Source organism: Pelagibacterium lentulum (assembly GCF_003992625.1).
GTDB classification, from domain to species: Bacteria; Pseudomonadota; Alphaproteobacteria; order Rhizobiales; family Devosiaceae; genus Pelagibacterium; species Pelagibacterium lentulum.
In genome coordinates, this window is sequence record NZ_RZMW01000041.1 from 422976 (window position 1) to 444251 (window position 21276).

25 protein-coding genes are annotated in these 21276 nt (G+C 58.5%); 10 read left to right on the forward strand and 15 right to left on the reverse strand.

Annotation, left to right across the window (positions count from 1 at the left end; translation table 11 throughout):
• Positions 1-18 precede the first annotated feature (18 nt).
• The 7 genes from EO133_RS15615 to rph form a co-directional block, all read right to left on the reverse strand.
• Positions 19-645, reverse strand: coding sequence for a MarC family protein (locus tag EO133_RS15615; RefSeq protein WP_127073561.1), 627 nt, complete (start codon positions 643-645; stop codon positions 19-21).
• Between the two features lie 117 nt (positions 646-762).
• Positions 763-1704 (reverse strand): glutathione synthase, encoded by a 942-nt coding sequence (gene gshB, locus EO133_RS15620; protein ID WP_127073562.1) that lies wholly within the window; start codon positions 1702-1704, stop codon positions 763-765.
• Positions 1705-1726: 22 nt separating this feature from the next.
• Entirely contained in the window at positions 1727-2113 is a 387-nt protein-coding gene (locus EO133_RS15625; RefSeq protein ID WP_164735041.1) for a YraN family protein, read from the reverse strand.
• Positions 2079-3005 carry a 16S rRNA (cytidine(1402)-2'-O)-methyltransferase gene (gene rsmI / locus EO133_RS15630; protein ID WP_244640571.1) on the reverse strand — a complete coding sequence of 309 codons (927 nt, stop codon included), beginning with the start codon at positions 3003-3005 and terminating at the stop codon, positions 2079-2081. The genes EO133_RS15625 and rsmI overlap by 35 nt, the downstream gene beginning before the upstream one ends.
• A 37-nt stretch (positions 3006-3042) precedes the next feature.
• On the reverse strand, positions 3043-4194 hold the full coding sequence (gene hemW, locus EO133_RS15635; RefSeq protein ID WP_127073564.1) for a radical SAM family heme chaperone HemW: 1152 nt from the start codon (positions 4192-4194) through the stop codon (positions 3043-3045).
• A complete protein-coding gene (gene rdgB / locus EO133_RS15640; RefSeq protein WP_127073565.1) occupies positions 4191-4826 on the reverse strand; it encodes an RdgB/HAM1 family non-canonical purine NTP pyrophosphatase in 636 nt (211 codons plus the stop codon). Before rdgB ends, hemW begins: the two co-directional genes overlap by 4 nt.
• A complete protein-coding gene (rph, locus tag EO133_RS15645; protein WP_127073566.1) occupies positions 4823-5545 on the reverse strand; it encodes a ribonuclease PH in 723 nt (240 codons plus the stop codon). Before rph ends, rdgB begins: the two co-directional genes overlap by 4 nt.
• A 151-nt stretch (positions 5546-5696) precedes the next feature.
• On the opposite strand from rph, the gene hrcA reads away from it, so the two are divergent.
• Both hrcA and grpE read left to right on the forward strand, forming a co-directional pair.
• Positions 5697-6779 (forward strand): heat-inducible transcriptional repressor HrcA, encoded by a 1083-nt coding sequence (gene hrcA, locus EO133_RS15650; RefSeq protein WP_127073567.1) that lies wholly within the window; start codon positions 5697-5699, stop codon positions 6777-6779.
• A 103-nt stretch (positions 6780-6882) separates the two neighbouring features.
• Positions 6883-7545, forward strand: coding sequence for a nucleotide exchange factor GrpE (gene grpE / locus EO133_RS15655; RefSeq protein ID WP_127073568.1), 663 nt, complete (start codon positions 6883-6885; stop codon positions 7543-7545).
• Positions 7546-7601: 56 nt separating this feature from the next.
• On the opposite strand, the gene EO133_RS15660 is transcribed toward grpE, so the two are convergent.
• Positions 7602-7958 (reverse strand): hypothetical protein, encoded by a 357-nt coding sequence (locus EO133_RS15660; protein WP_127073569.1) that lies wholly within the window; start codon positions 7956-7958, stop codon positions 7602-7604.
• Between the two features lie 313 nt (positions 7959-8271).
• Here EO133_RS15660 and dnaK point away from each other — a divergent pair, with 313 nt between their 5' ends.
• The 6 genes from dnaK to EO133_RS15690 all read left to right on the forward strand — a co-directional run bounded on the left by dnaK (position 8272) and on the right by EO133_RS15690 (position 14558).
• Positions 8272-10191, forward strand: a complete 1920-nt coding sequence (gene dnaK / locus EO133_RS15665) for a molecular chaperone DnaK (protein WP_127073570.1) — start codon at positions 8272-8274, stop codon at positions 10189-10191.
• A 428-nt stretch (positions 10192-10619) separates the two neighbouring features.
• Positions 10620-11744, forward strand: a complete 1125-nt coding sequence (dnaJ, locus tag EO133_RS15670) for a molecular chaperone DnaJ (protein WP_127073571.1) — start codon at positions 10620-10622, stop codon at positions 11742-11744.
• A 20-nt stretch (positions 11745-11764) separates the two neighbouring features.
• Complete coding sequence (locus EO133_RS15675; RefSeq protein WP_127073572.1) at positions 11765-12316, forward strand: NADPH-dependent FMN reductase; 552 nt, start codon at positions 11765-11767, stop codon at positions 12314-12316.
• A 71-nt stretch (positions 12317-12387) separates the two neighbouring features.
• Complete coding sequence (gene pyrF, locus EO133_RS15680; RefSeq protein ID WP_127073573.1) at positions 12388-13074, forward strand: orotidine-5'-phosphate decarboxylase; 687 nt, start codon at positions 12388-12390, stop codon at positions 13072-13074.
• Positions 13075-13088: 14 nt separating this feature from the next.
• Positions 13089-13904 (forward strand): 4-hydroxy-tetrahydrodipicolinate reductase, encoded by an 816-nt coding sequence (dapB, locus tag EO133_RS15685; protein WP_127073574.1) that lies wholly within the window; start codon positions 13089-13091, stop codon positions 13902-13904.
• A gap of 39 nt (positions 13905-13943) precedes the next feature.
• The gene (locus tag EO133_RS15690) at positions 13944-14558 is read left to right on the forward strand and encodes a 2,3-bisphosphoglycerate-dependent phosphoglycerate mutase (RefSeq protein WP_127073575.1); all 615 of its coding nucleotides are present in this window, start codon (positions 13944-13946) and stop codon (positions 14556-14558) included.
• 14 nt (positions 14559-14572) lie between these two features.
• Here the strand turns inward: EO133_RS15690 and EO133_RS15695 are convergent, their stop codons facing one another.
• The 3 genes from EO133_RS15695 to EO133_RS15705 all read right to left on the reverse strand — a co-directional run bounded on the left by EO133_RS15695 (position 14573) and on the right by EO133_RS15705 (position 17117).
• Positions 14573-15589 carry an AI-2E family transporter gene (locus EO133_RS15695; protein ID WP_127073576.1) on the reverse strand — a complete coding sequence of 339 codons (1017 nt, stop codon included), beginning with the start codon at positions 15587-15589 and terminating at the stop codon, positions 14573-14575.
• A gap of 78 nt (positions 15590-15667) precedes the next feature.
• Positions 15668-16582 carry a methylated-DNA--[protein]-cysteine S-methyltransferase gene (locus EO133_RS15700; RefSeq protein WP_244640569.1) on the reverse strand — a complete coding sequence of 305 codons (915 nt, stop codon included), beginning with the start codon at positions 16580-16582 and terminating at the stop codon, positions 15668-15670.
• 49 nt (positions 16583-16631) lie between these two features.
• Positions 16632-17117 carry a DUF2244 domain-containing protein gene (locus tag EO133_RS15705; protein WP_127073577.1) on the reverse strand — a complete coding sequence of 162 codons (486 nt, stop codon included), beginning with the start codon at positions 17115-17117 and terminating at the stop codon, positions 16632-16634.
• A gap of 80 nt (positions 17118-17197) precedes the next feature.
• On the opposite strand from EO133_RS15705, the gene nth reads away from it, so the two are divergent.
• The gene (nth, locus tag EO133_RS15710) at positions 17198-17881 is read left to right on the forward strand and encodes an endonuclease III (RefSeq protein ID WP_127073578.1); all 684 of its coding nucleotides are present in this window, start codon (positions 17198-17200) and stop codon (positions 17879-17881) included.
• Between the two features lie 91 nt (positions 17882-17972).
• A complete protein-coding gene (locus EO133_RS15715) occupies positions 17973-18974 on the forward strand; it encodes an adenosine kinase (protein ID WP_127073579.1) in 1002 nt (333 codons plus the stop codon).
• A gap of 10 nt (positions 18975-18984) precedes the next feature.
• Here the strand turns inward: EO133_RS15715 and coaA are convergent, their stop codons facing one another.
• Genes coaA through EO133_RS15735 form a run of 4 tightly spaced genes read right to left on the reverse strand, consistent with a single transcriptional unit; the run spans position 18985 to position 21270 of the window.
• On the reverse strand, positions 18985-19932 hold the full coding sequence (gene coaA / locus EO133_RS15720; RefSeq protein WP_127073580.1) for a type I pantothenate kinase: 948 nt from the start codon (positions 19930-19932) through the stop codon (positions 18985-18987).
• Positions 19932-20255 (reverse strand): phosphoribosyl-ATP diphosphatase, encoded by a 324-nt coding sequence (locus EO133_RS15725; RefSeq protein WP_127073581.1) that lies wholly within the window; start codon positions 20253-20255, stop codon positions 19932-19934. Before EO133_RS15725 ends, coaA begins: the two co-directional genes overlap by 1 nt.
• A 29-nt stretch (positions 20256-20284) precedes the next feature.
• Positions 20285-21049 carry an imidazole glycerol phosphate synthase subunit HisF gene (hisF, locus tag EO133_RS15730; RefSeq protein WP_127073582.1) on the reverse strand — a complete coding sequence of 255 codons (765 nt, stop codon included), beginning with the start codon at positions 21047-21049 and terminating at the stop codon, positions 20285-20287.
• Positions 21046-21270 (reverse strand): hypothetical protein, encoded by a 225-nt coding sequence (locus tag EO133_RS15735; RefSeq protein WP_127073583.1) that lies wholly within the window; start codon positions 21268-21270, stop codon positions 21046-21048. Before EO133_RS15735 ends, hisF begins: the two co-directional genes overlap by 4 nt.
• Between the last annotated feature and the right edge of the window lie 6 nt (positions 21271-21276).

The window sequence follows — 21276 nt, forward strand, 5'->3', positions numbered from 1 at the left end:
GCAAGGGGCCTTTTTCTTTTATCCCAGCAGGCCGCTGTCGCGTATGCCATCGAAGATGAACTGAACGGCAAGCGCGGTCAGCAATATGCCCACAACCCGCGACATCACCGAAAGCCCGGTCAAACCAAGCAACCGCTGGATCGGGATCGCGACGAGCAAGGTCAGCCACGCCACAAACAGCGTTGCGACAAGCGCTGCCAGCACCACCCAATATTCAAGGTCCGTGCGGGCGCTGGTGGTCAAAAGGATAACCGCGGAAATCGCGCCCGGCCCGGCCAGAAGCGGCATGGCAAGCGGGAAAACCGAAATATCGGCGCGCTTATGGCCTTCCTCTTCCTCTTCGCTTGTGGTGCCGGTGCCACCGGTATGGCGGGCGAACACCATGTCGATGGCAATCAGCAGCAATAGCACGCCACCAGCAACCCGCAGCGCGGGCAGGGTGATGCCGAAAAGATCGAGAATGGCATTGCCGACAAATCCGAAGAACAGCAGAATGCCTGCGGCAACCAAAACGCCGCGCGTTGCGAATATGAAGCGCTCACGCCCGGTATTGTCGCGGGTCAGCGCGGCAAAGATAAAGGCGATATCGGCAACGCCAACCGTTGCAAAAAAGGTGGCGAAGGCCACAAGAAATGTCGCTGTCATTTTTGCCCCAAACCCGGCTTTTGTTCACGGCAAGCCAAGGCCGAAGCGCCGCGCCGTGTCAACCACTGTTCCACGTGAATCCTTTTGCGTCTCACAGATCGCGCGACCGGCGCTGGATCAGCGCCGCTTTTCGATCGCATCCCAGACAAGCGGCGCAATATCGGGGCCACCAAAGCGCTTGACCTCGCGAATGCCGGTCGGGGATGTGACGTTGATCTCGGTCAGATAACCCCCGATCACGTCGATGCCGACAAAGATCAGGTCGCGCTTTTTGAGTTCGGGCGCAATAATCTCGCAAATTTCGCGCTCGCGCGCGGTCAGATCGGACAATTCTGGCCGCCCGCCCGCATGCATGTTGGAGCGCGCTTCGCCCTCCTGGGGCACCCGGTTGAGCCCGGCCACCGGCTCGCCATCGACAAGGATGATGCGCTTGTCGCCCTGGCGCACATCGGGCAGGTAGCGCTGCACCATGAAGGGCTCGCGGAAATTGGCCTCAAACATCTCCAGCAGTGAGCCGAGATTTTCATCGTTTGGGGTGATGCGGAACACCCCGGCACCGCCATTGCCAAACAATGGCTTTAAAACGATATCGCCAAACTCGGCCCGAAAGGCACGAATTTCCTGCTCGTCACGGGTGATCAGCGTTTCGGGCATCAACTCGGGAAACTGCATCACCAGAATTTTTTCCGGCGCGTTTCGCACTTCGGCGGGATGGTTGACCACAAGCGTTTTGGGGTGAACCCGCTCAAGCATATGGGTCGTGGTGATGTAGTTCATGTCAAAGGGCGGGTCCTGCCTGAGCAGCACCACATCGAAACTGGCCAGATCGGTCTTGTGCCAATCGTCGAGCGTGAAATGGAGGCCCTTTTCCTTGTCGTCGACCGTCACCCGATGCACGCGGGCAGTGACCGTATTGCCGCGCTGGGCAAGCGAAGAGGGCGTATAATAGGAAAGCGTATGGCCGCGGGCCTGGGCTTCGAGCATCAGGGCAAAGCTGGAATCGCCGAGCGGGTTGATCGAATCGATGGGGTCCATCTGAACGGCGACGGAAAGGGTCATGGTCTGATGCTCCGGATAAAGCTCATTGGGCAGGAAAGATGTTTTTCAAATGGTGCGGCCAGCGCCAGGGTGCAAGCAAGAGCACATCGAAACGGCAATCGAAAGAGGCAAATTTGCGATTGCGCGCCAGATACCATTGGGCGGCACGGCTGATCCGGCCCATATTGACCGCACCAAGCGCCATGTCGCGCGCCTCAATTCCCGCTCTTTGCTTGACCTCGACAAAGACAAGCGTGCGGCCGCGCCGGACGATCAGATCGATTTCACCCACCGGGGTTTTAAACCGTCTGGCAACAATTGTGTAAAAGCATAGCTGAAGATAAAGACCCGCCAGCGTTTCAGCCCACCGCCCCGCGCGCTCGGCGCGGCGGCGATCAGCCGTTCCGGGCTTTGAGCGCGAGGGCTTCATTATAGACCTGCTTACGCTTGAGTCCGTGAGCTTGCGCAATTGCATCGACCGCCTCGCGCAGCGCCATGGTTTCCATCAGCCGTTCGAGTTCGTCTTGCCATTGGGCCGGATCGGCGGCACCCGTCCCGTCATCACCCGCCACAACGATTACGGCCTCGCCTTTTGTTTCACCCTCATCGAATTGCGCTGCAAGCGCCTCAAGTGTGCCGGAAGCAAAGCGCTCGAATTTTTTGGTCAGTTCCAGAGCCACAACGGCTTTGCGCGCGCCGCCAAAAACCTCGGCCATATCGGCCAGACTTGCCGCCAGCCGTCGCGGGGATTCATAGAAAATTAGTGTTTGGGCCTGTCTCTGGAACCCAGATAGCGCATTTTTGCGCTGCCCGGTTTTCGGCGGCAAAAAGCCTGCAAACAAAAAGGCATCGGTCGGCAGGCCTGCGCCGGTGAGTGCGGCAAGCAAGGCCGAGGGGCCGGGAACGGGAAAAACAGGCAGGTCGGCATCACGCGCGGCGCGCACCAGCGGAAAACCCGGATCGGACAGAAGCGGGGTCCCGGCGTCGGAAACCAGCGCGATCACCGCGCCTTCGCGCAGCCTGTCGAGAATAGCTTCGATTCTTGCGCGCTCGTTATGTTCGTGAAACGCGGTGCGCGGGGTTCTTATACCGTAAGCATCGAACAGTTTGGCCGAATGGCGGGTGTCTTCACATAAGACCAGATCGGCAGCGGCCAGAATATCGAGCGCGCGCAAGGTTATGTCGCGCAGATTGCCGATGGGGGTCGCAACCAGATAAAGCCCCGGCGCCGGGCGCTCGGGGGTTACGGCCTGATTGGAAATGAAATATTGCGCCTGTGTGATTGTTTTTTCCCCGCTGCTGCCCGGCTCCTGTTTTAGCACTCAGGAACAGATTGGAAAGGGCATGAAACTCCAGGACTTAAGCTGCGAGATCGGCGACCACTGCATCAAGCACCGGCCAGCCCTTGTCAGTCACCCGCAAATACCCGTTGGGCAGGGTTTCGATAAAGCCGATGGATTTGAGAAAATCGATCTGTGTGTGGGTCAGGGCGCGGCGGGCCAGAGACTGATAGCGGGCCGGATCGATCCCCTCGCGCAGGCGCAGCCCCATAACGAGATATTCGTCGCCCTCTTCATCCCAGCTCAGCCGGTCATCGGTTATAAGGCCGTCGCCGGTTTCAATCACCTTTTCCCACCATTTGAATGGCATGCGCTCGGTGGCGGTGGCGTGGCGCTCACCCCCGATCACCAGACGTCCATGGGCGCCCGGACCGATCCCGGCATATTCGCCATAGCGCCAGTAAATCAGATTATGCCGGCTTTCCTGACCGGGCCGGGCATGGTTGGAAATCTCATAGGCTGGCAGACCGTATGATGCGGTCAGATCCTGGGTGAGCGCAAACATATCGGCAGACAAATCTTCCGACGGCATCTTGAGCTTTCCGGCCTGGAAGAGGTCGAAATAGCGTGTGCCCTGCTCGATGGTGAGCTGGTAGAGCGACAAATGCCCGTCCGACAGCGCCAGCGCCTCTGTCAGCTCTTCGTCCCAATCGGCAAGTGACTGGCCGGGGCGGGCATAGATAATATCAAAACTCGAGCGCTCAAAGGTTTTTTGTGCCAGCCTCACGGCCGCAATGGCATCGGCAACCGAATGGAGCCGGCCAAGCTGGGCGAGCGGTTCTGGTCTCAGGGACTGAACGCCCAGCGAAACCCGGTTGACCCCCGCATAGCGATAGCCGCGAAACCGTTCGGCTTCGACCGAAGTGGGATTGGCTTCAAGGGTCACTTCCACCGAATCGGACACCTGCCAGTGTTTCCCAATAGCATCGAGAATGGTCCCAACCGAGTCCGGTTTCATAAGCGATGGGGTGCCACCGCCAAAAAAGATCGCATCGACAAGCCGGCCCGGCGCGCGTTTGGCGGTGGTTTCGATTTCCTTGACATAGGCGGTGACAAAGCTGTCCTCGTCAAACGCGCCGCGATGGACGTGGGAATTGAAGTCGCAATAGGGGCATTTGGCCGCGCAGAATGGCCAATGAATATAGACCCCGAATGCGGAATTGGTGCTCAAAGAACGTCCCTAACAAATTTTGAGAAAGCACGCGCGCGGTGCGATAGACCTTCGCGGCCCGGTGCCCAGGCGTGTTTTTCCTCGGCGCTCATCTGACCGAAGGTTTTTTGATGGCCGTCGGGCATGAACATCGGATCGTAGCCGTGCCCGCGCTCGCCAACGGGCGGCCAGACCAGCGTGCCCGGCGAGATGCCCTCGAAAATCATGTCAGTGCCATCGGGGCGGGCAAGACAGAGCACGGCATTGAACTGTGCCTTGCGCTGGTCAGGCGCGGTGGCACCTTTCTCAATCAGCAGGTCCTGCACCTTTTGCATTGCCATCTGGAAATTGCGCGGGACACCGGCCCAGTCGGCCGTATAAACGCCAGGCGCACCATCGAGTGCATCGACCGCGATCCCCGAATCGTCTGAAAGCGCGATCTGCCCGGTCGCCTTGGCGACGGCGTGGGCCTTCAATCGGGCGTTTTCGACAAAGCTGGTGCCGGTTTCCTCCGGCTCGGGCAGGCCAAGCTCACCGGCGGAAACGATATCAAGGCCGAAATCGGCGAGCATATCGCGAAACTCGTCGAGCTTGCCCTTGTTGTGGGTGGCCAGCACCAGCCGGTCGCCGCGCTGGAGTTTGAACCCGCTCATCGGGAAGCCTCCAAAGCTGCGCGCTGGAGGTCGACCAGTTCGGAAATACCTTTCTTGGCCAGCCCGATCAGGCTGGTCAATTCTTCGGTGGAAAACGGCTCACCTTCTGCCGTGCCCTGAATTTCAACGAATTTGCCTGCACCGGTCAGAACAAAATTGGCATCGGTTTCCGCCTCGGAATCTTCAAGATAATCGAGATCGAGCAAAGGCGTGCCGCGATAGACCCCGCACGAGACCGCCGCCACATGATCGCGGATCGGATCGCCCTTTAGCAAAGCGCGTTCCTTCATCCAGCCAATGGCCTCGCTCATGGCAACGAACGCGCCGGTGATCGACGCAGTGCGGGTGCCGCCATCGGCTTCAAGCACATCGCAATCGAGAATGATCTGATTTTCGCCAAGCGCAGTCATATCGACAATCGCCCGAAGCGAGCGCCCGATCAGGCGCTGGATTTCCTGGGTTCGGCCCGATTGCTTGCCCGAGGCCGCCTCCCGGCGTGTGCGGGTGCCGGTGGCGCGCGGCAGCATGCCATATTCGGCCGTGACCCAGCCCACCCCCTGCCCACGCCGCCAGGAAGGAAGCGAGGTTTCAACGCTTGCGGTACACAAAACGCGGGTCCGCCCGAAGCTTACAAGGCAGGAGCCTTCGGCTTGCGGGGCAACGCCTTTTTCAAGGCCGACATCGCGCATCTGATCGGGTGCCCGTCCGCTTGGCCGCATATGATCTATTCCTCTTTATTTTTCATCAAATGCAGCCGGTCCGAAGCGGTTGCGAAAACGTGTTTACCGCCTCTTAACCTTTCAATGAGGCGTGAACAAGCGCTGGGCTCTTGGCGTCACAACTCTTTCGCCTTAAATGGTGAATATGAGCATGGACCCCACACTGCGTAGTCAGGAATTTCTCGAAACGCTTTCAGCGCGCAGCCAGGATATTTTCCGAAGGCTGGTCGAGCGCTATATCGAAACCGGCGAACCTGTCGGATCGCGCGCGATCTCCAAAATGCTCGATATGCAGCTTTCCCCTGCATCGGTGCGCAATGTCATGGCCGACCTTGAAGAACTGGGCCTGATTGCTGCACCCCATACGTCAGCCGGCCGTGCGCCGACCCAGGAAGGCCTGCGCTTTTTCGTCGATGCCATGCTTGAGATCGGCGCGGTCGATGAGGTCGAGCGCAACCAGATTGCCCGCAATATTTCGGGCGGTGCGGGACAGGGCGGAAAGCTCGAAGATCTTTTGAACGAAGCCAGCGTGCTGCTTTCCGGGCTGAGCCAGGGCGCGGGCATGGTGATCGCGGCCAAGTCCGACATGGTGTTGCGCCATATCGAATTTGTCCGGCTCGATCCCGAACGGGCCATGGCCATTCTTGTGGGTGCTGACGGGCAGGTTGAAAACCGCATCATTGCGTTGCCGCCGGGGCTGACGCCGAGCGCCTTGACCCAGGCGTCGAACTTTCTCGCTCACCATATTGCCGGTAAAACGCTCAAGCAGGCGCGCGACGCGATCCGCAACCAGAGCGAAAAACAGCGGATCGAACTCGACGAGATCACCCAACGGCTTGTCGATTCCGGTCTTGCCTCGATGATCGATGCCGAATCAGGAACGCCGACATTGATCGTGCGCGGGCGCGCCAATCTGATCGATGATACGATGGCGTCCGAAGATCTGGCGCGCGTACGCCAGCTTTTCGATGAAATCGAATCGAAAAAAGGATTGATCGAACTTTTGAACGATGCGGAGACCGCGCAAGGGGTGCGCATCTTCATCGGTTCGGAAAACAAGCTGTTTTCGCTCTCGGGGTCCTCGGTCGTGCTTTCGCCCTATAAAGATGCCAATGACAAGGTGATCGGGGTGCTCGGCGTTATCGGACCGACCCGATTAAATTATGCGCGTATCGTGCCGGTGGTCGATTATACCGCCCATGTCGTTTCCCGCCTGATCGGCAAGAAAGGCTAGACTTTGGTGCCCGCGCAAGTGGATCGGGCTTGAAATCTTGGCCACCTTGGCCGATATGGCGGTCACATTGAAAATTTCCCCATGAAGCGGTGACAGACAAACCATGACGAGCGACGAGAACACGACGCCAGAGTCCGCAAACGGCAATGCGCCCGAACAAGAGGCGGAAGTTCAGGCCGGCAATGAAGTGGCCGAAACCGACCCCTACGAGCTTATCGCAAAGCTGGAAGCGGAAAACTCTGAACTGCGCGACAAGGTTCTGCGCACGGTGGCGGAGATGGAAAACCTGCGTAAGCGTACAGAACGCGAAGTGGTCGACACCCGCACCTACGCGATCGCCGGCTTTGCGCGCGACATGCTGGTCGCAACCGATAATCTTTCCCGTGCCCTGATGGTTATTCCCGCGGAAGCGCGCGAAACCGCCGATGGTACGCTCAAATCCCTGATCGAGGGGATCGAGATGACCGAGCGTGAAATGCAGCGGCTCTTGCAAAAGAACGGGGTCAGCCCGATCTTGGCCGAGGGGGAGAAATTCGATCCCCATCGCCATCAGGCCATGTTTGAAGTGCCCGACCCCTCGGTTGCCGAAGGCACAGTGGTGCAGGTTGTTCAGGCAGGCTATGCCATCGGCGAACGCGTCTTGCGCCCGGCCATGGTGGGCGTTGCAAAGGGTGGGCCAAGAAACGGCAAGCCATCGGACACACCCGCTACCGAAAGGCCCGAACCCGGCCCGGAAGGCGTTGAAGGGATCGACAAGAGCGTTTGAGCCTCAAGGCTCAAAGGTCAGGGCCAGCCCTGCGTAAACCGGGGCTGGCCCTTTTCTTAAAACGCGGCAAGGCATTCATCGGCAGTGTAGGAGAGGTCGGCGCCGGCCTCAAATTCTGCGACCAGCCGCTCGTCATAGATGCCGACGAGCCCGATAATTTCTTCTTCGGCAATATCGGCAGCGATCAGTTCGTTGGCCGCCATATCGAGCAGCACTTCGGACGCAATGAGGAAATTTTCCGATTCGGTATTGTTTTCGGTCACAATCCCCATCAGGTGAAAGGCGCTGGCGCACCAGAGCAGGAAGTCCGCCTCATCGGGAATGTCATTGAATGCGATGGCTGGGGCGGCACTGCCAAACGCCAGAACAAGCGCAAAAGCGGGAGCTGCCAAATGGCGAACAGGGTTGGTCATCGGGCGATTTCCTTTTCGAGTTGGCGTTTATGGCGCGCCTTGGGACCGTTGGCATAAGCCGGATAAACACCGACTGACTCCCAAAAGCGGCAGAAATAAATCTCGGAGGCAACGAGAGACGATGCTTGAAGCAGGCAATGCACCTCCTTATATAGCCAGCCAAGCCCGGCAACGGGCATATCTTTGTAACCAGCTCATCCCCAGAGGGGCCCCGGCCATACCATCGTGATGCGATGCCACAGATAATCCAGGGCGTATCATGCCGGTCGGTCAGTCTTAAAGTCAGGGTTCGCTCGCAAAAAGAGGTTTAGTGATGGGAAAAGTAATCGGTATCGATCTGGGCACGACCAATTCGTGTGTCGCCGTAATGGACGGCAAAAATCCTAAAGTCATCGAGAATGCCGAAGGCGCACGCACCACGCCTTCGATGGTTGCGTTCTCCAGCGATGGCGAGCGCCTTGTCGGACAGCCGGCCAAGCGCCAGGCGGTCACTAATCCCGAAGGCACGCTGTTTGCCGTCAAGCGGCTGATCGGGCGCCGCTACGAAGACCCGATGGTCACAAAGGACAAGGGCCTTGTCCCCTACAAGATCGTCAAGGCCGACAATGGCGATGCCTGGGTCCAGTATGATGGCAAGAAGGCCTCTCCATCGGAAATCTCGGCCATGATCCTCACCAAGATGAAGGAAACCGCCGAATCCTATCTGGGCGAGCCCGTCACCCAAGCCGTTATCACGGTTCCGGCGTATTTCAACGACAGCCAGCGTCAGGCCACCAAGGATGCAGGCAAGATCGCCGGGCTCGAAGTTTTGCGCATCATCAACGAACCGACCGCCGCCGCGCTCGCCTACGGGCTTGAAAAGCGCGAAGCGGGCACGATCGCCGTTTATGACCTTGGCGGTGGCACCTTCGATATCTCGATTCTGGAAATCGGCGACGGCGTTTTTGAAGTCAAATCGACCAATGGCGATACCTTTCTTGGCGGTGAAGATTTCGACATGCGGCTTGTCGATTACCTTGCCGACGAATTCAAGAAAGAGCAGGGCATCGATCTGCGCGGCGACAAGCTGGCGCTGCAGCGTTTGAAGGAAGCTGCGGAAAAGGCAAAGATCGAGCTGTCCTCCGCAAGCCAGACCGAAGTGAACCTGCCCTTTATCACGGCTGACGCCTCTGGTCCCAAGCACCTGCAACTCAAGCTCACCCGCGCCAAGTTCGAGCAGCTTGTCGAAGATCTCATCAAGCGCACCATCGAGCCCTTGAAGGCTGCGCTGAAAGATGCCGGCATGCGCGCCGGTGAAATCGATGAAGTCGTTCTTGTGGGCGGCATGACCCGCATGCCCAAGGTTCAGGAAGAGGTTAAGGCCTTTTTCGGCAAAGAGCCGCATAAGGGCGTGAACCCGGACGAAGTGGTTGCACTTGGCGCTGCCATTCAGGCCGGCGTTTTGCAGGGCGACGTCAAGGACGTGCTTTTGCTCGACGTGACTCCGCTTTCGCTGGGTATCGAGACGCTTGGCGGCGTCTTTACCCGCCTTATCGATCGCAACACCACGATCCCGACCAAAAAGAGCCAGGTGTTCTCGACCGCCGAAGACAACCAGTCGGCAGTGACCATTCGGGTCGCACAGGGCGAGCGCGAAATGGCGGCAGACAACAAGATGCTTGGCCAGTTCGATCTTGTGGGCATTCCGCCCGCGCCGCGTGGCGTCCCGCAGATTGAAGTGACCTTTGACATCGATGCCAACGGCATCGTCAATGTTTCGGCCAAGGACAAGGGCACGGGCAAGGAGCAGCAGATCCGCATCCAGGCGTCGGGCGGCCTTTCGGACGAAGACATCGAAAAGATGGTCAAGGATGCCGAAGCCAATGCGGAAGCGGACAAGAAGCGCCGCGAGGTTGTCGAAGCCAAGAATCAGGCTGAAAGCCTCGTTCATTCGACCGAAAAGTCTCTGGCCGAGCATGGCGACAAGGTTTCCGACGATGTGAAATCGGAAATCGAAACCGCTATTGCCGACACCAAGTCCGCGCTTGAAGGCGAGGATCCCGAAGCGATCAAGGAAAAGGCTGGCATTCTGGCCCAGGCCTCGATGAAGCTTGGCGAAGCCATGTACAAGGCCCAGCAGGAAGAAGCGGCATCTGCCGATGCAGAAGCTGACGCCGCCGCTGAGGACGATGTGGTTGACGCCGACTTTGAAGAGGTCAAGGACGACGACGACAACAACCAGAAGTCAGCCTGATTTTTTCAAGCTGATATGGATTGCGAAAGCCGCCCTTCGGGGCGGCTTTTTTGCTGGGCGCACGCGTCATGCCCGCAGTGGTACGCGCCGTGAAGCACGGAGAGCCCGCGTGAGGCAGATAAACAAGCAAAGCGGCACCATTTTTCGGTTTCACGTGAATCAGCGCTGTTGTGTAAAAACATCAGGACAAGGGATGAACGCTATTTCAAAAATGTGATCCTGTTCTGAGGCTGGCATTTTTATCCCTGCCTATGGTAACAGGCGGCAACAATGCTTACCTAGGCGCACAAGAAGCGATCTGCGCCCGAAACAGGCAGCAGACCAGACAGTTTTTACGCATGACGCAAGACAGGTTGATTTTGGCACAAGAGATGATCTTGAAACCGTCTTTTCCTTTCCAGGCTTTCCCGTTCGGAGGGAGCCTATAAATGTCCAAGGCAGATTTCTATTCGGTCCTCGGGGTTGAGCGCGGCTGTGACGAGAAGGTGCTCAAGTCCGCCTATCGCAAGCTCGCGATGCAGTTTCACCCCGACCGCAATCCGGGCAATACGGAAGCCGAACACAAGTTCAAGGAAGTTTCCGAAGCCTACGACACGCTCAAGGATCCACAAAAGCGGGCGGCTTATGACCGGTTCGGACATGCTGCCTTTAATGGCGGGGGCGGAGCCAACGGGTTCGGTCCGGACTTCTCGTCCTCGATGAGCGACATTTTCGAAGACATTTTCGGCGAGTTCATGGGCGGTGCCGCACGCCAGCGCCAGCGCGATACGCGCATGCGCGGTTCGGACCTGCGCTACAATCTGGAAGTCTCCCTTGAAGACGCCTTTTCGGGCACAACCGTCGATATTGATGTCCCCACGCTGTCCCATTGCGATACCTGCGATGGATCGGGCGCCAAGCCTGGCACCGGCTTTTCCACCTGCCGGACCTGTAACGGGCATGGCAAGGTGCGCGCGGCACAGGGCTTTTTCACCATTGAACGGACCTGCCCGCAATGCCATGGCCGCGGCGAAACCATGGACCAGCCCTGCACAGATTGTCATGGCCAGGGCCGCAAGCAAACGAGCCGTACGCTGTCGGTGGATATTCCCAAGGGCATCGAAGACGGCACCCGTATCCGGCTGGGCGGTGAGGGCGAAGCAGGCCTGCGCGGCGGGCCGGCCGGCGATCTCTACATTTTCGTGTCTGTCAAACCCCACCAATTGTTCCAGCGCGACGGCGCCGACCTTTACGCCCGTGTGCCTATTTCCATGATCACAGCAGCGCTTGGTGGCGAGTTCGAGGTGCCGACCCTTGAAGGCACCCGCGCCAAGGTCAAGGTCAATGAAGGTACCCAACCTGGCCAGCGCGTCCGGCTCAAGGGCAAGGGGATGCCGGTGCTCAGAAGCCAGCAGGTGGGCGATCTTTATGTGCAGCTCGATGTGGAAACCCCGCAAAAGCTCACAAGGCGGCAGCGCGAGTTGCTCGAAGAATTCGAATCAATTTCCAACAGCGATACCTCGCCTGTTTCGGATGGCTTTTTCGGCAAGCTCAAGAAGATGTTTGAGGTCTAGGGTCAGTAAGGAACACTGCCATGCTCAAGGCCCTGACGCTTTCGGGTTCGATCCGCAAGGGATCGGAAAATGTCAAGCTGCAGCGCGAAGTCGGCGCACGGCTCGAGGCCGCCGGGGTCAGCGTCAATGCAATTTCGCTGAGCGACTATGACATGCCGATCTTCAATGAAGATCTCGAACCCGATCATGTGCCGAAAGCGGCGGAGAAACTGGCCGAGTTGCTTCGCAGCCATGACATCGTTTTCATCGCAACGCCGGAATATAATGGCGGGCTGCCGCCACTGCTGGTCAACGCCATCGCGTGGTTGTCACGGCAAAAACCCTTTCCTTTCCGCAACGCGGTTTTCGGCATTGGCGGGGTGTCCTCGGGCAAATATGGAACGATCTGGGCGCAGTCGCATTTGCGCGATTCACTCTCGAAAATCGGAACGCTCGTTGTCCCGACGCTTTTGGGGCTTGGTCCCGCCAGCGAGGTTTTTGACAGCGAGGACAAGCTGATCGATGAGGGCGCGGGCAAAAAGATCGACCAGATGATCAACCAGCTCACCCATTTCTCCCGCGGCGGGATTTAGCCACGGGCCTTGCGCTTGCAGGCCAATCATGGCAATCGATCTTTCCATGGATCGGGCAGGGAGACGAGGCGATGAGCGCAGAACTTATTGTGGGGCTCGACGTTGCCTCTCGCACTGAGGCCGAAAGAATCGTCGAGGCCCTCGATGGAACCGCGGATTTTTTCAAGATCGGCTATCAGCTTTTTTATGGCGGCGACGGCCTGGCGCTGGGCAAGGCGCTTCTGGCGGCAAAAAAGCGCGTCTTTTTCGACCTCAAACTTCTCGACATCGACAACACGGTTGAAAAGGGCGTTGCTGCGATTGCGCAAACCGGCGCGACCATGCTGACCGTTCATGCTTATCCCCATGCCATGAAGGCTGCGGTAAAAGGGGCCGCGGGCAGTTCACTTTGCGTGCTTGGTGTGACGGTGCTGACCTCGCTCGATCAGGATGGTCTGAGCGAAGCCGGTTATGACATCAAAATTCCGGCGCTTGTGGCAAAGCGCAGTCTGCTGGCGCGCGAGACCGGGATCGGGGGCATTGTCGCCTCTGCATTTGAAGCGGAAAGAATTCGCAAAATCGTTGGGCCGGAGATGGCCATCGTTACACCAGGCATCAGGCCGCAAGGCGCAGAACATGGCGATCAGAAGCGTGTGATGACCCCGGCTCAAGCAGTTGCCACAGGCGCAACCCATCTGGTTGTCGGCCGCCCAATCGTTGCAGTAACAGACCCCAAGGCAGCCGCGCAGGATATTCTGGCCCAGATGGGCAAGGCGTAAAGGACCATTCCGGGATGAGCCGATTGAAAATTGCCGTTGTTGGGGCCGGAGGCCGAATGGGCGCTGCCAATATCGCCGCCATTGCCAAAAGCGATGCAGCCGAGCTTGTGGCAGCGATCGACCGGGACACCAGCGCGGCAATCGGCAAGGATGCGGGCAGCCATGCAGGGCTCGAACCATTGAACATCGCCATTGGCAGCGACATCGCCGCAGGGCTTGCCAAGGCCGACGCGGTGATCGATTTCACGGCTCCAGCGACTTCGGTTGCACTGGCACAAATGATTGCGGCGCGCGGGCTGATCCATATTATCGGAACGACGGGATGTTTGGCCGAGGACGATCAGGCCATCGCGGCGGCGGCACAGGCCGGCGCGATTATCGTCAAATCGGGCAATATGAGCCTGGGGGTCAATTTGCTGGCAGCGCTTGTCAAAAAGGCAGCCGCGAGCCTTGGACCTGAATTCGATATCGAAATCCTCGAAATGCACCACCGCCACAAGGTCGACGCACCGTCGGGCACCGCTCTGCTTTTGGGCGAAGCGGCGGCACAAGGGCGCAATATCGATCTTGCCGATCACGCGGTCCGGGTGCGCGACGGGCATACAGGCGCGCGCACGGAAGGCACAATCGGTTTTGCAACCCTGCGCGGCGGATCGGTGATCGGGGAACATTCGGTCCTGCTTTCGGGACCGGCAGAAACCATTACACTGTCCCACTCGGCACAGGACCGCTCGCTTTTTGCCAATGGTGCGCTCAAGGCTGCACTTTGGGCACAAGGCAAGCCTGCAGGGCTTTATTCCATGGCCGACGTTCTCGACCTAGATGACTGACCTACCAACGGACACAATTTCTTCCAAGCAGGAGCGAACATGACCGGCACTCTCATTCTCGTGCGCCACGGCCAGAGCGAATGGAACCTCAAGAACCTTTTCACCGGCTGGAAAAATCCAGGCCTTACCGACCAGGGGATCGAGGAAGCGCGCAAGGCGGGCCAGGCGCTCAAGGCCAAGGGCTATCAGCCCGACGCCTATTATACTTCCGCGCTTTCCCGCGCCCAGCGCACGCTGGATCTGATGCTTGAGGAAATGGGCATCGACAATGTCGTGATCGTACGCAACCAGGCGCTCAATGAACGCGACTATGGCGACCTCGCCGGACTCAACAAAGACGATGCACGGGAAAAATGGGGTGAGGAGCAGGTTCACATCTGGCGCCGCTCCTATGATGTGCCACCGCCGGGCGGGGAGAGCCTAAAAGATACAGCCGCGCGGGTTTTGCCCTATTATCGCGCTGAGATCGAACCGCGTGTGAAGGCTGGCGAAACTGTTCTTGTCGCCGCGCATGGCAATTCACTGCGCGCGCTGGTCATGGTGCTTGAAGGGCTCGATGAAGACGCCATCCTAAAGCGCGAGATCGCAACCGGCGCTCCGATCATTTACGGCATCGATCAAGCGGGAAAGCGCGTTTCGACCCAGGAGCTCTGATCGGCACCAGCCAATCAGGCCGCTTTTATCTGCTCGGTGTCGCCCAGAAAATTGCCGACATAAAGTTCGAGCAGTGCAACGCGTAAAGCGGCCAGGATCGGGGTGGCAAGAGCGATCCCGATCGGGCCGAAGGCAACGCCCATAAAAAGCAGGAACGCAATTGTCAGCGCCGGCGCGAGATTGACCACGCGGTCCTGGATCAGCGGCGAGAGGATATTGGCGTCGATCTGCTGGATCACTGTATAGCCACCAAGCACGAGAAGCGCCGTCGTCCAGTCCTGGCCGATCATGGTCAGGCCAATGGGCACGAATCCCAGGATCGGCCCGACGAAGGGTATGAAGTTGAGTAGCGTTACGATCAGGGCAAGAGGCAGCGCGTATTCTATACCGATTGCCATCAGCAGAATCAGCGTGGCTCCGCCGACAAAGACCATGATGATCAACTGGCCCACGATCCAGCGCTGCAAGGTCCAGCCTATCCGGTTGAGTACGGCAACAAGCCGCTCGCGCCAGGCAACGGGGACCAAGAGCGCAAGGCCGTCGCGGTAGCGGGCCGGGTCGGCCGCCATGAAGACGCCCATGAGCATGACGATCACGATATTGGACAGAAAGCCCAGCCCCGTGCCCAGAACCGCCCCGGCGCCCCCGAACATGGTCTGGGGCTCGGGTAGACTTTCGATCACATCCCCAAGCCCGATTTCCTGGGATACCTGCACGCCCCACATATTGAGCTGCTTGGCTACGATACGCCAGGCTTCGCCAAGTATTTCAAGAAGGGATTCGATCTGTCCGGGCAGGTTTATGCCGCCGGCGACCACCATGGCGACTGCGGCCGTGGTTACGAAAACCATCGTGATGGCGAGGGCCATGACGCGCGGTATCGGAAGAATGCGGCGCAGCAGGAGGATGCAGGAATCAAGGACCGCGGCAACAAGAATCGCCGCAAAAATCAGCAAGGCCATGTCTGCGAAAAAGACCAGCAAGGCCAAGCCAATAAATATGGCCAGCCCGGCTAGTACCGGCCGTGTCACTGGAAATGCGCCCTTCCTGTTATCGCCCTATGGAGATAACAAGTCGCAAAGGGGCAAAACCGTTCCATTTGCGGTAGCTCAGGAGGAAGCCAGCAGCCCCGCTTCCCATCCCAGAATGGCGCGTTTTCGGATTATGCCCCAGTGATAGCCCGTCAGAGCACCGGTCGAACCGACGATCCGGTGGCAGGGCACGACAAAGGAAATCGGATTTCGGCCCACCGCCCGGCCAATGGCCCGAGCCGATTTCGGTTTCCCCAGCGCACGCGCGATATCGCCATAGGTGGACGCTGAACCGGTTGGCACCTTGAGGAGGGTTTCCCAGACCTTGACCTCGAACTCGGACCCGATCATCACCAGTCGCACCGGCTGTTCTGGGTTCCAGTGTGCGGGGTCGAATATGCGCCGGGCAAGGGGTGCCACCGCCTTGTCATTGCGCCTGAAGCTGGCATTGGGCCAACGGCGGGCCAGATCGTCAAAGGCGTGATCGCGCTTTCCCTCGTCGGCAAAAGATATCCCCGCCACCCCGTATTGAGTGATCATCAGACAGACCTCGCCGAATGGAGAGGGAGCATAGCCCCATTCCATTTCAAGGCCAGCGCCCTTGGCCCGGTAAATGCCAGGCGGAACGGCATCATAGGTGACGAACAGATCGTGGAGCCGCGATGGTCCGGAAAGCCCCACCTCAAAGGTCGCATCGAGTACCGTCATGTTCTCGCGCAGCAATCTGCGGGCATGATCGAGCGCAACGGCTTGAGCGAAAGTCTTGGGTGTCAATCCACACCAGTGGCGAAAAAGATCGACAAGCGCGCGCTCACTCATCGATAGCGCGTGGGCAAGCCCGGCAATGTCTCCAGCTTCCGGCCCAGGGGTCGAAAGATACTCGATGGCCTTGGCGATGGTCCTGTAGGTCTGCGCATCACTCATCGCCAAAGGCGTTGTCTGCTGACCGGCAAGCGCCGGGTGCGAAATGGATATGGGAGCGTTTGCGTTCATGACAGCAAGCTTAGGACCATTAAAGCCCGATGACGACCCGTTTTTGACGTCAGGCTTTTGCACGGTTCAACGCCGGAGCAAAAAGGCTGGCAAACCGTGCCTTGTCGTCGGCATTAAGGAAGCGGCCGATTTCGGTTCGCCGATCTCGCGAGACCAGGTGCAGGGCGACGATCCTGTCTTCGCTGTCGCGAGCGGCGGTGAAACGTACAAAAAAAGGGTTGAAGGAAATCGTCCGGTCGCGGCCCTGCGAGGAGACCTGCCGCAATTCCAATGTATCGGGCCAAAGCGTTATTTCCTCAAATGCCTTGCCCGACTTGCGCGATGCGGATAGCGCCCAATAGAGCAGAAGAACGTCAAGCCCCAAGAACCCGACAATGGGCCAAGCCCCCATGGCAAAAAAAATGAGACCCGGCACCGAAGCCATAATGGCGGCAAAGGCAATAAACCAGCGGATCGCACGCTGATTCATGGCACGATGGGGGGTCAGCAGTGCCGCAAAAAGCGGCTTGTTCCGGCTTGGGCTTCCTGGGTTCATCGCGGTCAACTGCCTATTGGCATTTGTAATGTGCAACTGGCTTCAATAGAAAAGCGTCTGGCCGAAAAATCAACTCAACTATGAGTAATCCCTTGCCCGCAAAACGCCGCAGCCCGACCAAAGCCGAGATTGAAGCCATTTTCGACGCTTTTTCTGCCCATGATCCCGAGCCCAAGGGCGAGTTGGACTATGTGAATCTTTTCACGCTTCTGGTGGCAGTCGTGCTGAGCGCTCAAGCCACCGACGTTGGCGTCAACAAGGCGACAAAGGCGCTTTTTGCCATTGCCGACACGCCCGAAAAGATGGTGGCGCTTGGAGAAGACGGCATTCGCGAGCATATCAAGACGATCGGGCTTTACCGCAACAAGGCAAAAAACGTCTTCCTGCTTAGCAAGGCCCTGATTGCAGACCACAATAGCGCGGTGCCCGATAGCCGCGAGGCGCTCGAAAAGCTGCCAGGGGTGGGGCGCAAGACTGCCAATGTTGTGCTCAATATCGGGTTTGGACAGCCCACCATTGCCGTGGACACCCATCTGTTCCGGGTCGGCAACCGGACAGGTATAGCGCCGGGCAAGACGCCGCTAGCGGTCGAGCTCAGCCTCCTCAAACGCGTGCCGAAACGTCACCTGCTCCATGCCCATCACTGGCTGATCCTGCATGGCCGCTATATCTGCAAGGCGCGAAAGCCCGAATGCTATCATTGCATCATAAGCCAATGGTGCCGCTATGAACCCAAGACGGCCGGGCCGAAATCGCCTGGCTGACATCTGGTTCAAATCGCTACCAATGGTTGCGCGTCCATGCGCATTGGCTTAAGCGAAACCGACGCCTTTTCCTGAAAAACCCGGAGACCTGATGACAACCCGGTTCGATGCCTTAACGATCGGCAACGCGATTGTCGATGTGATTGCCCCCGTCAACGAAGAATTCCTTGTCGATGAGGGCATGACAAAATCGATCATGCACCTTGTCGATGCCGAACGCTCGGCAGATCTTTACGCCAAGATGCCAGAGCATAAGGCCATGATTTCGGGCGGATCCGCGGCCAACACGGCTGCCGGAGTTGCTGCGCTGGGTGGGCGCGCCGCTTTTGTCGGCAAGGTTGCCAACGACGAATTGGGCCAGGTCTTCTCGTCCGATCTGGAGAAAGCGGGTATCTTTTATGAAACCGGGCTTCTCAACGATGGACCGGCTACGGCGCGCTCGATGATCCTTTTGACCGATGACGGCGAAAGGACAATGAACACCTATCTGGGTGCCTGCCAGCAATTGACCGAAGACGATATCGTTGAAGATACGATTGCAGCGGCGGCGATCACCTATATGGAAGGCTATCTGTGGGATCCCCCGCTGGCCAAGCGGGCCTTTGTCAAGGCTGCCCACTTTGCCCACAAGGCCGAGCGGGCCGCGGCCATCACGCTTTCCGACCCTTTTTGCGTCAACCGCTTCCGTAATGAGTTTCTCGATCTGATCCGCTCGAAAACGATGGATTATGTCTTTGCCAATATCGAGGAATTGAAATCGCTTTATCAGACCGACGACCTGCATGAAGCCGTCCAGCAAATCGCTCAGGATGCGGAAGTGGCAGCGGTGACCATGGGCGCCCGCGGCGCCATGGCCATCGCCCATGGGGAAGTGGTTTCGGTTCCAGCCTTTCCGGTCGAGAACGTGGTTGATGTGACCGGCGCCGGCGATCTTTTCGCCTCGGGCTTTCTGCTGGCCAATGCGCGCGGACAGGGCATGAGCGAAGCGCTGCGGCTGGGATGCCTTGCCGCGTCCGAGGTCATTTCCCATATCGGCGCGCGGCCGGTCGCCAATCTGAGGGAATTGGCCAAAGGCGAGGGGATTGCCGTCTAAGTCACACGCGCTAGACCTTGCGCAGCGCCACTTCGTGAATGGCGTGATCGGCACCTTTTTTCAAGATCAGGTCAGCGCGCCCGCGCGTCGGCAGGATATTTTCCATGAGATTGGGCAGGTTGATCGTGTTCCAGATACGCGTCGCCATCTCCGCCGCTTCTTGTTCGCTCAGTTCGGAAAACCGGCGGAAAAAGCTCTTGGGATCGCGGAATGCGGTTTCGCGCAGCTTCATGAAACGATCGACATACCAGTCGAGCAGCACGTCCTCGTCGGCATCGATATAGACTGAAAAGTCGATGAAATCGGAGGCAAAGACGATGGGCTTGCCGGTTCTGGGCAAATCGCCGGGCTGGAGAATATTGAGCCCTTCGACAATCAGAATATCGGGATTGTCGATCACCACCTGCTCGTCTTGCAAAACGTCATAGACAAGGTGGGAATAGGTCGGGGCGGCAACGCTGCGCTTGCCCGACTTTATGGCCGCAAGAAATTCGACAAAGGCCGCCCGGTTATAGCTTTCGGGAAAGCCCTTGCGTTCCATCAACCCGCGTTCGGCCAGAACCGCGTTGGGATGAAGAAATCCATCGGTGGTTATCAGATCGACCTTGGGGGACGAAGGCCAACGGCGCAAAAGCGCACGCAGGATACGCGCTGTCGTCGATTTGCCCACGGCGACCGATCCGGCCACCCCGATGATGAAAGGCACTTTGGCCCCGTTATGGCCCAGAAACCGGGTCGAAGCAAAATGGATGCCCTGAATCGCTTCGACATAAAAGGACAAGAGCCGGGTCAAGGGCAGATAGACCTGTTCGGCTTCAGCCAGAGAAATGGGATCGTTGAGCGCGCGCAAATGCTCGATATCGTCGGCATCAAGGGTCATGGGCTCGTCGGCGCGCAACCTTGCCCATTCGGCCATGGTAAAGGAAAGATAGGGATCGATCGTCGTTCGACTGGGCATCAGCTATTGGGCTCTCGGCTGGCTTTTTCTTCAAGGCCCGATTGCGCAGTGCGCCGGTCCAGTTCAACCATGACATCGGAAAGCTCAACCCCGGCGCTGCGCAACAGAACAAGCCAGTGATAGATGAGATCGGCGCTTTCCTTGACCAGTTCATCCCGATCACCGCTCATGGCGGCAATAATGGTTTCGACAGCTTCTTCACCGAGCTTCTGGGCGCATTTGGATGTGCCGCGGCTTAAAAGCCTTGCCGTATAGGAGCGGTCGGGGCTTTCCGACGCCCGGCCGGTAAGGCGCTCATCCAGCGCTTCAATCGTCAATGACATGTGCTCCCCCTTGTGGGCCGATGGCCGGTTCAGACCAAACGCATGGCGATCCCGGCATCGGCCATATGAGCCTTGGCCTCGCCAATCGTATAGGTGCCGAAGTGAAAGATGGACGCGGCAAGAACCGCGCTGGCATGGCCTTTTTTGACGCCATCGACGAGGTGGTCCAGCGTCCCGACACCGCCCGAGGCAATAACGGGCACTTCCACCGCATCGGCGATAGCCCGGGTCAATTCAAGGTCAAAGCCTGCCTTGGTGCCGTCGCGGTCCATGGAGGTCACGAGCAATTCTCCGGCACCGCGTTCCACCGCACCTATGGCGAATTCGAGCGCATTGATGCCGGTGGGTTTGCGACCACCATGGGTGAAAATTTCCCATGTGCCGGAGTCGCCGCGCTTGGCGTCAACGGATACGACGATACACTGATTGCCGAACTTGTCCGCCGCTCTGGCCACGAAATCGGGATCGGCCACCGCAGCGGAATTGATCGAAACCTTGTCTGCGCCCGAAAGCAACAGCTTGCGGATGTCGTCATTGGTCCTGACACCACCACCAACCGTCACCGGCATGAAACAATGTTCGGCGGTGCGTGCCACGACGTCAAAGATCGTATCGCGGCCTTCATGGCTGGCGGCGATATCGAGAAAGCACAATTCATCGGCACCGGCCGCGTCATAGGCAATAGCAGCTTCGACCGGATCGCCAGCGTCGCGCAGATCGACAAAATTGACGCCCTTTACGACGCGTCCATCCTTGACGTCGAGGCAGGGTATGATGCGGGTCTTGAGGGTCATTGCCGCTTTTCCTTTTTGGGGCGCATAAGGGCGTAGATCGCAAAGCCGAAGGAAAAGAGCCAGAAACTTGCGCCAAAGACCCCGGCGATCAATAGCCCGATATTTTCAAAAGCCAGACCGGCATAAACAAGGACACCGATCACGGCAAGCGCCAGCCCATAGATCAGCGCCAGCCGGGCCGGGTTAGGAAGTTCATCGATCAGCGGCACACGTTTTGCCATGGCGTC